Raw genomic sequence first — 8,625 nt, 5'->3', positions numbered from 1 at the left:
ATTGATTTTGTCCAACAAGGCTGGTCTGGAGCCACCCAAGAGAGATTTTTTCAGGAATTTCAGGTTTCTCGACAATCCATGAGTGTGACGCTTGAGCGATTATCTATGGTTGCACAAGAACTCATCTTTATTTCAAAAAGTTTTACACAGGTGGACGGGGAAAAAGTTGTACTGGATGTGCCGTGGCTTGACACCCCTGTTAAAACGGCATCCACAGGTGAAGGTTGGTTACATAAAATCTTTGAACAGATTGGACAAGCTGAGATTACCAAGTCTGAAGCTCAATTGGAAGCTAGCAAACTTCAAAGAGAAATCCTTTGGGATACTGCACAGGGAGCAAAAGGAGCTATTCAGGGGAATTTGACATTGGGGATATGGCCTGATAAAGAACGGAATTATGATCATCCCATGGCAGCTAAAGTAGGAGAAATTCTCGGAAATGTAGCTACAACATTGCAAGGTGCAGGTGAGGTAGTAGCTGGATTAGGTGGAGAAGGATTATCCGTTGCTATTTCATCTACAGGTGTAGGGAGTATAATTGGGGTACCCGGATTAATTGGGTCGGCAGCTTTGGCGGCGCATGGAGCTACAACTGCGGTTAAAAGTGCAAAAGGAGTAGGAGAAAGCTCAGCAGAATTGTGGCAGATGGGGAAAGGAGAGGGTGGCGGCTCAGCTAAATCTACTTCTTCTTCGGGAGCTAAGCCAGAGAGTACGCCTCATGCTCTTAAGGGGGGGGACGAAGGGGGGAATTATGCTAAACCCTATGACGGAACTCGTAATCCAGAAGTGGATTTTATGAATAGTAAAGGTAAAAGTACATTAGATAGACATGCCAATAAGCACGATTATGATTCACCAGAATCATATTTACATGATGCAAGAGAATTTTTAGAAAAACGCCCAACGTCCACAACTCAGACTTTTGTCTCAAACGAAGGAACATACTTCAGATATGATTCTGCTACAAATGAATTTGGGATAATTAATAAGTACGGAGGAATCTCAACTTATTTCAAACCTGAGGATGGGTTGGAATACTGGTTAGAGCAAATTAGTTTATATAGTCCAAAATAAAATAAAGAGAGGCAATTAAGATGGATACGAAAAAATGCCCTTGTTGCGGTAATTTTACAGTTGAAGAGGATTTTGATATCTGTGAAGTTTGTTATTGGCAGTATGATACTGTTGCACACAATAATCCTGATATAGTCATGGGAGCAAATAAGATTTCTTTGAACATAGCGCAAAAAAATTATAAAACTTTTGGAGCTTCCGAAGAGAGATTTATAGATAAGGTCAGAAAACCAGTATCGGAAGAACTTCCAGAAAACAATACTGAGAGTGATTAATATAAAAGCGAGTCTTAGAGGATGAGATACGTTTGGTGAGAATTACTAGTACGGAATTTGGTGGATTCTGTAGTGAAGTATGGAAAATCCCCTCTTACAGGGTAATGGTAGGAATCATTTGTTTTTTTAAAAGTACTGTTCAACAGCTAAATTCCGTGAAATAAGGTTATATAGAAGAAATGAACAGTGATATCGTACAAATGATTAATGAATGGAACCCAAGTGAAATATATCTCTACTAGAAGATGAATATTATTCAGAAATACGTAAAATATATGAAAAAAGTAAGGAAACAAACTCTATAGAAGAATTAGCAGCAGATTCATTTTGTATTTGCTCAATCTTTTAAAAAGGAATTCGATAAAAGTATTGAAGAATGTCTGTTAATTGCTGAAAAGATAATTAATGTTACAAAATAATTTATTTGTGAGCTTGCTCCTTTAATAATAAAAATGGGAGTGAGCTTTTTTTATATAGTTATCTAATCTCAATAAAGGGGGATGGTATTTGCATACACCTTGATTCAAAACAAGTGCGTCAACTTTAACTTGTCTTGCTCCAATATCAATCTGAATTTGGTCAGTAATTATATCAAGGAAGGATGAAGAGGAATATTTATGAGAAAAATAACATACTTTTTATTGTCTTTTTCTTTGTTTTTGTTTTTGGAGCAAGCATACAAGCAGCAGGTGTTAGTAATTCAATAGCTAAAAAAGCAGACCACACGTACAACTCAAACCTTAAAAACACTGCTTTAACAATCTCATATAAGCAAATGGGTCTAATTGCGAACCCTACAGGTTACCGCAGAGGATTTTAATCATTCCTAAAACGAGTCAATGGGAAGCAAGGAAGATCAATAAATCATAAAAAATTTGTGTGAAGGTTAGATGGAATTGTCCGTCTAACCTTTTTTGTATTGCTGAAAACTTGCTAAGTCATTGCTGAGTTGGAGAGGAGATAACTTATGAGATAGGGGAAATCAGCATTCACGAAAAGATAAAAAGTCAAATAATTTGACTTTGGCAAAACACAGGAGGATATTGCTAATGAATCACTACTTTTTCAAAAGAACCACACACGTGGATTGATAATCCTACTTTACAAGAAAATGGACTAGAAGTATAATTTTTCATGGGTATCAAGGTGAATTTAGAAGAAAGGGAGTTTATTTATTCATGAAGAAAAAAATTATGGGCCTTGCATTGAGTTCATGTCTTTTATTAGCGAGTGTTCCCGCGTATGCTGCCGACAGTGCGGCAGAACCTAACCAAGCAGTTGATCCAAACTTGGTGATCTCAACCAAGGAAGAATTGCATATCCCTAGTAACGTAACTGTTAATTCAATTACTCCATTAGACAATGCTTCTATAACATACGATCACAATCACGGAATTGATTGGGATGGAAACAACAGACAGGTTTGGGGAAACACTCAGGCCCAGCAAGGGAAGACAAAGCTAGACAGTTATACGAGAGCACGTTTTGAACAATTGACTGGATCAGTGTATGGAGATTCTGGACGAGTATGGAGCGCCAACCAAGGAAGATCCTATGCTCGTTCTGATTGGGAAAACTATAACGCACTCAGATCCGGTGTAGCCAAAACATACTACGGTATCTAATTTTTCAACGAATTATTTCTGATATGAATCTCTGTTTTTAGTAATTCTATAATAAAAAATTCACCAAACAATTCACCTTGTTACCTACCTTGGAGGATACATTATGAACAATATTCGTATAACTCGTTTCAAAGTTTTAGATGTGCTTTTATTTATCGCTATTACCCTGTTCAGTTTCTCTTGCTTATTTACATTGTTTTATAATGAAAACGTAAATCTCGTAAAAAACTAAGCAATAACTTTTATGATGATAATGCCTTGTTTTTCAAAACATCAAAAACTGAACTTGACTTTACTTCTTTATATGAGGCATTACCAAATGATACTGTATTATTCGGAAGGTTTTACGGGCAAGGAGAGGATATTCGAGGTGTTATATATAAGGGAGACTATGTTCCACCCAATTTAATAAGTGGAAGGTTTTTTTCTGAATCTGATTTCATATCTAATTCGCATGTTGCAGTTATTGGTAGAGATGTCCCCATAAATAAAACCATAAATGAAAAAAAATATGTCGAATATAATCATATGGATTATGAGGTCATAGGGATTATTGGTTACAATATACCTACTAGAATAGATCGGACAATTTTACTGAACTTGAGTGCCGATAATATCACTTCCAGTGTTGAATATATTGTTAGCAGTTCAACCATACAAAATGGTTTGAATTTTATTGGCAACGAAAAAATGTTTGGGCAAGTTTCTGTATACAATAAGGAAAATGTTAATATTTTGCATCTAATTGATAGAGGTAAAAATCAATTAATTACATCCATAATTTTTATTTTCGTACTCTTTGTAAATAGCTTATCGGTAATGATCTTTTGGAACGAAAAAAAGAATACTGAAATGAAGATCAAATGGAGCAACGGTTACACTAAAAAGAAAATATTAATAGATGTGTGGAAAGATTTTTTCCCAATACTATTGTTGAGCTTAATATCGGCTCTTGGCTCTTCTTGGTTTTTCGGAAAATATATGCATGATGTCGAGCTAAGCCTTCAACCGGCTATGTTAGGGGCGACGATCCTGCTTTTATTGTTTTCATTTTTAGTGATCGGTATCTCTTATATTAAGATGACACAAAGGTGATCTGTGATGCTCAATTTGCTTATTGATTCATTAAAACAACATAAACGAAAAACCATACTTTCCATCTTACAATGTACTGCTTCGTACATTTTGGTTATTTTGACATTAAGCTTGGCTACACATACACATGAACTTGCATCAAATGTTCAAAATGCTACCTCCTCTTTATACAAGGTTAATGACAATTTTTTCAATGATGAGGAGAAAACTTTCTTGCTCAATCGGATAACCTCAAGGTCTTAAATGAGCTGTACGAGTGGGAAAAAACGAATCCAAGTTTTAAGTACATTATTGCAAGCAGACAAAATCTTTTTCTAGATGTGCAAGGCTTGCCTGCAAAGTTTCAATATGGATATGAAGCTGGACACGAAACCCCAGACGCATATGAAAGTATTCAAGTGAATCAACAGTTTATTGACCATTTTGCTATCCAGACTTCTGAAGGTAGATTATTTCAAGCTGGAGATTATAACGTTAAAAATGACGTTATTCCTATAATTTTGGGTTATGAATATAAAGATTATTTTAAGTTGAAACAAATCATACACGTGGGATATATGGGAGTAAATTTAAAGTGTAAAGTAATTGGCTTTTTGGGGCAGCACAGCTTTTATAATAATGGATACGCTTTGAAATACTTGGATAAACTTGTTGTATTCCCATCGTTGGAAGTAGACAATATTCATGCACAAGATAGAAGTTTTATGTTAAAACTATTTTTGGATAAAACAAGTGGCTACATCCAATCTTCTCTTTCGGCACAAAAAATCCAAGATCTGTTCACGCAAAAAAGTTTACAACTTGATGTCGAGCCATATGTTGTAGAAGGAGTCTCAAATTTTTATCTTACGATGTGGGGGCTAGAAGGAGAGCAATTACAAAAAGTTCTATTTATATTTTCATTTGTCATTGCTTTTGTTTCGCTATTCAGCATTTCAACAAATCTCATAGCTAAAATCACTCTCCGTAAATACACATATGGAATCATGATTGCAAACGGTACAAGAAGAGCAGTAATAAATCTTTCAATTCTTTTTGAGATATTTTTTGTTAATTTGGTATCATTATGTATTGCAGCTTTGTTTTCATTTATGATTTCTCAAAATATAAATATTCCTATTCTACTTATTTTCAGCTTCACACTTTCACTACTATCTTTTATTCCTCCATGTATTTCTGTGAATAGAATAAAGTTGTCGAAAACAATACGAGGTGGGAACTAATGAGTGTAATTGCATTAAAGAATATAAATAAATCTTACGGTTCAAGAGTGATACTTTCCGACGCCTCTTTCAATGTAGATCATGGAGATTTGGCGCTTATCAGAAAACCGAAAATAATTTTGGCAGATGAGCCAACAGGTGCTTTAGACGAGTCAGCAGAATCAGACATATTGGAAATACTTCAAGCTCTTAATAGATCGGGTGTCACAATTGCAATGGTAACTCATAATCAAGTTGTTGCAAATATATGCAAGAAATTATATTCAATAGTAGATGGAAAAATCGTTCCTGTGTAGCGAATATACTACAAATGCTTTAGTGTAAAGTTACAACCAAAATAGAATGCCACATCCCTGTTAATTGGATGTGGCATTTTTATGTCAAATTGCTGCTGATCTCCATATTCAAAGAATGGAGGAAACTCATCTTCAAAGCATGTAACAAATGACTTATCAAAGTCCCAACTGTATTTAGTAAAAGATTCCTCTATGCCTATCGGATATAGAATTATTACGGGTTATCCTGTATTTAAATAAAAGAGGAGAGTAATATATGAAACAAGAAGTGAGTTATGAAAATTTGAAGTATTTTATAGAGAGTTACTTTAATTGGAGTATGGATTTCGCTGATTTAGAGAACTTAATTGAGGAGTTCAAAAGTAGGGAGTTACCTGCTTATGTTGAAGGTCTGACTCAGGAGATCGAAGAAATAAATGAACTAAAGACTTGGGATAGTGTACAAGAATTTGTTTATTTATATGGACAAAGAAATTTGAACATTAAAAAGATTGAGCGCATGATTGAGTTGTTACTGACAAAATTACACGGAGATAAATAAAAATTATCTTGTAGAGCGATAGAATAAATACGACAAAAAGGTCTAATTACGAACTAACAGGTCACCACGGAGGAATTTAAAGCACCATCATGAATATTCCTCAAAGCAAAAGGACTCCAGCCATGTATTATGTTGGCAGAGTCCTTTTGTGTTCATCTTACAGTTTATTCTCATTTACCAGTTTTAAGATAGGGATTAGGAACTCCTGGGTGTAAAAGAAACCGCCCTTTGAAGGAGCAGTCACTCGACTGTGGTCAAATACTTTAAAATCGTCAATGTTTGTTATCTCATGTGTTTCACTGTCATATCAACTAAATCTTTATAGTCTTGGTTTGATCTAGGGAAGCACAGTACATCGTGAATTGTATCATGGGAATCCAAGACATAAACATGAGTGTCAGTAACTCTATAATTCATAATATCTCTCCTTATAAAGGTATAAAGATATAATAGTACAACTTATACTTCTTTTTGTAGAGTCTGTTTTAGAAGATCAGACGTTCCGTATTTTAAGTATACTTTTGTAACCCCGAAGCAAACGTTGATGGCATTATTTTTTTTGCGTGATGAAATCCAACCATTTATTTAAGTTATCTTTTTGAAATACTATATGTCCATCTAGATCAGCGTAAGGAATAAATTGATAAGTGTCATAAACCGATAGTTTCTTTTTTTGTTCTGTGTCTCTTTTTATAATATTGTCTAGTTGTGTCACGGGAATCTTTAGATATGCTGCTGCTTCTTCTTTGTTTAAAACGCTATCGCTTAAAGAAGATTGCGATATCTGAGGGGTAAGAATTTTTTCGTTGGAACTAAAATGTGCATTAATATAGCTTCCAATTATAAAAGAACCACCAAGTATTATTGAGGATATTACTATTTTGAAATCTTTATCTTTATTCATTTGCACCACTCCTTGGTAATGATATTTATACTATAGCATTTTTTTCTAAATTTATGCTACAAAAAGAAGGAAATAGAATTTTTATGCAGAATAAATACATTGTATTACAAAAATTAGAAAAAAGGATGATGATTTTTGAAGAAACTTACCGCAGTAATTTTATCCCTATCAACTGCTCTAGCTGTCTTTGCTCCAGTGTCTTTTGCTGAAGAAAATTCAGACAATGCCATTCAAAACACAACCGCTGAAATTACAGAGTCCAGTATTCAAGATGTTCCATCATCTGCAATTACCAGATTTGAACAACAAGGGAATCCGAACGCGCGTGTTGAATTTGTTGATCCAAAGCTCGTTGAGAAAAATTCTGTGATAACACCTCAAGCTGGGGATCACCGCGTTTATGTGAAGTCAGAGTATGCACTTGGTAGTAACAAAATTACTGGATATTCTGTTGGGCCAATTCAAAAACAAACACTTATTGTTAGTGTAGCCAAAGGACGAACTGCAACACGTAGTTCTAGCCTTACAGTAAGTGGAACAGTTTCAATTACAGCAACGGTTGATGCAAATATTGCATATATAGTTAAGGAAAGTCTGACAGGAAATGTAAGTGGTACAGTGTCTAAAACTTACAATACTACAGATGTATACTCTGGCCCTCCTGAAAGCTCACCGTACAAAACAAGAAACTATTACGCAGCTATCAACTACGATCAGTATAATACAACTGTTGTTCGATATGATTATTATGATTATTATCTTGGTAATGTTTACCAAGGAAGACAAGCGGAAAATGCTGGGTACACTTATGTTAATGGAACAAAAAAACCTATTAACATTGAGTATCCAATAGATGTAAATTACTAATCTGAATTGTAATGTACTATCTCATATAATGTAGGAAAAAGTATTTTCAGGTTAGAAAGATTAATGAGATGGCAATATGAAAGTTCACTCCAGGAAAATGGGGTGAACTTTTTTATAGTAATTTAATCTGAATAAAGGGGAATAGTATTTGCATTCACCTTGCTCCAATATTCCACGCGAGAAAATTGTTGTATTTGGTGGTCGACAGAGCGCCCGACCTTTGGACGGTGGTCTATAAAGGATGTCGCCAATACTATTGGAGAGACCCAAAGTATCATCTAAAAGATGTTGCTGAAAGCATTGGAGAAAATGAATAGAGTGGGTTCAATTAGAGCCAATTAATAGCGACTCAAATTTTTTCTTTATTATATACATTTCTGATATTCACATGCCGATGCACACGCACAACTTCAGATTGTAAAAAAATTGGATTATTTCAATCTTCTGTTGACAGATATATTCCCATGATATACTATGGATATATCAACCAAAGCGTGACAGGCTTCAGTTGGAATCACAAAGAAAAGGAGAAACAAAGTGGGGCGAAGGTGAAACGGAATCAAAGAGAATGAAAGTTAAGTAGTTGACAATACATATTGCTTTACCACGGTTACAATTAAAAAGTAGATTTTAAAATACAGCAAGTAGATAGAATGCCTACTAGATTGGATAGATGGAATTAAAATAGTTTTAATATTGGTAAACTTAATATTGTTTTTATTTGT

9 protein-coding genes are annotated in these 8,625 nt (G+C 34.6%); 8 read left to right on the top strand and 1 reads right to left on the bottom strand.

The window, feature by feature from the left end:
* The 7 genes from MKY75_RS25535 to MKY75_RS25505 form a co-directional block, all read left to right on the top strand.
* A partial coding sequence (locus MKY75_RS25535) for a WXG100 family type VII secretion target (protein ID WP_340887152.1) occupies positions 1 to 1,074 on the top strand: 1,074 nt, incomplete at its 5' end.
* A gap of 20 nt (positions 1,075 to 1,094) precedes the next feature.
* On the top strand, positions 1,095 to 1,349 hold the full coding sequence (locus MKY75_RS25530; RefSeq protein ID WP_165145235.1) for a CPCC family cysteine-rich protein: 255 nt from the start codon (positions 1,095 to 1,097) through the stop codon (positions 1,347 to 1,349).
* A gap of 1,178 nt (positions 1,350 to 2,527) precedes the next feature.
* Positions 2,528 to 2,974 carry a hypothetical protein gene (locus tag MKY75_RS25525; protein ID WP_039272836.1) on the top strand — a complete coding sequence of 149 codons (447 nt, stop codon included), beginning with the start codon at positions 2,528 to 2,530 and terminating at the stop codon, positions 2,972 to 2,974.
* Between the two features lie 258 nt (positions 2,975 to 3,232).
* Positions 3,233 to 4,069 carry an ABC transporter permease gene (locus MKY75_RS25520; RefSeq protein ID WP_340887151.1) on the top strand — a complete coding sequence of 279 codons (837 nt, stop codon included), beginning with the start codon at positions 3,233 to 3,235 and terminating at the stop codon, positions 4,067 to 4,069.
* A gap of 329 nt (positions 4,070 to 4,398) precedes the next feature.
* Positions 4,399 to 5,292: an FtsX-like permease family protein gene (locus MKY75_RS25515; protein ID WP_340887149.1), complete on the top strand. Its 894-nt coding sequence runs from the start codon at positions 4,399 to 4,401 to the stop codon at positions 5,290 to 5,292.
* Positions 5,292 to 5,588 carry a hypothetical protein gene (locus MKY75_RS25510; protein ID WP_165145243.1) on the top strand — a complete coding sequence of 99 codons (297 nt, stop codon included), beginning with the start codon at positions 5,292 to 5,294 and terminating at the stop codon, positions 5,586 to 5,588. Before MKY75_RS25515 ends, MKY75_RS25510 begins: the two co-directional genes overlap by 1 nt.
* A gap of 256 nt (positions 5,589 to 5,844) precedes the next feature.
* On the top strand, positions 5,845 to 6,129 hold the full coding sequence (locus tag MKY75_RS25505; RefSeq protein WP_071558868.1) for a contact-dependent growth inhibition system immunity protein: 285 nt from the start codon (positions 5,845 to 5,847) through the stop codon (positions 6,127 to 6,129).
* 550 nt (positions 6,130 to 6,679) lie between these two features.
* Here MKY75_RS25505 and MKY75_RS25500 read toward each other — a convergent pair.
* On the bottom strand, positions 6,680 to 7,033 hold the full coding sequence (locus MKY75_RS25500; RefSeq protein WP_165145249.1) for a hypothetical protein: 354 nt from the start codon (positions 7,031 to 7,033) through the stop codon (positions 6,680 to 6,682).
* Positions 7,034 to 7,168: 135 nt separating this feature from the next.
* On the opposite strand from MKY75_RS25500, the gene MKY75_RS25495 reads away from it, so the two are divergent.
* A complete protein-coding gene (locus MKY75_RS25495) occupies positions 7,169 to 7,900 on the top strand; it encodes a hypothetical protein (RefSeq protein ID WP_165181704.1) in 732 nt (243 codons plus the stop codon).
* Positions 7,901 to 8,625 lie beyond the last annotated feature (725 nt).

Source organism: Paenibacillus sp. FSL L8-0663, assembly GCF_038008125.1.
Classification (GTDB): Bacteria; Bacillota; Bacilli; order Paenibacillales; family Paenibacillaceae; genus Paenibacillus; species Paenibacillus polymyxa_D.
This window is presented reverse-complemented; position numbering and strand designations above follow the sequence as displayed.

Bases quoted from the DNA above. Each gene is read 5' to 3' on its own strand.
- MKY75_RS25530 (WP_165145235.1), top strand. From the start codon at position 1,095: ATGGATACGAAAAAATGCCCTTGTTGCGGTAATTTTACAGTTGAAGAG.
- MKY75_RS25525 (WP_039272836.1), top strand. From the start codon at position 2,528: ATGAAGAAAAAAATTATGGGCCTTGCATTGAGTTCATGTCTTTTATTA.
- MKY75_RS25510 (WP_165145243.1), top strand. From the start codon at position 5,292: ATGAGTGTAATTGCATTAAAGAATATAAATAAATCTTACGGTTCAAGA.
- MKY75_RS25505 (WP_071558868.1), top strand. From the start codon at position 5,845: ATGAAACAAGAAGTGAGTTATGAAAATTTGAAGTATTTTATAGAGAGT.
- MKY75_RS25500 (WP_165145249.1), bottom strand. From the start codon at position 7,033: ATGAATAAAGATAAAGATTTCAAAATAGTAATATCCTCAATAATACTT.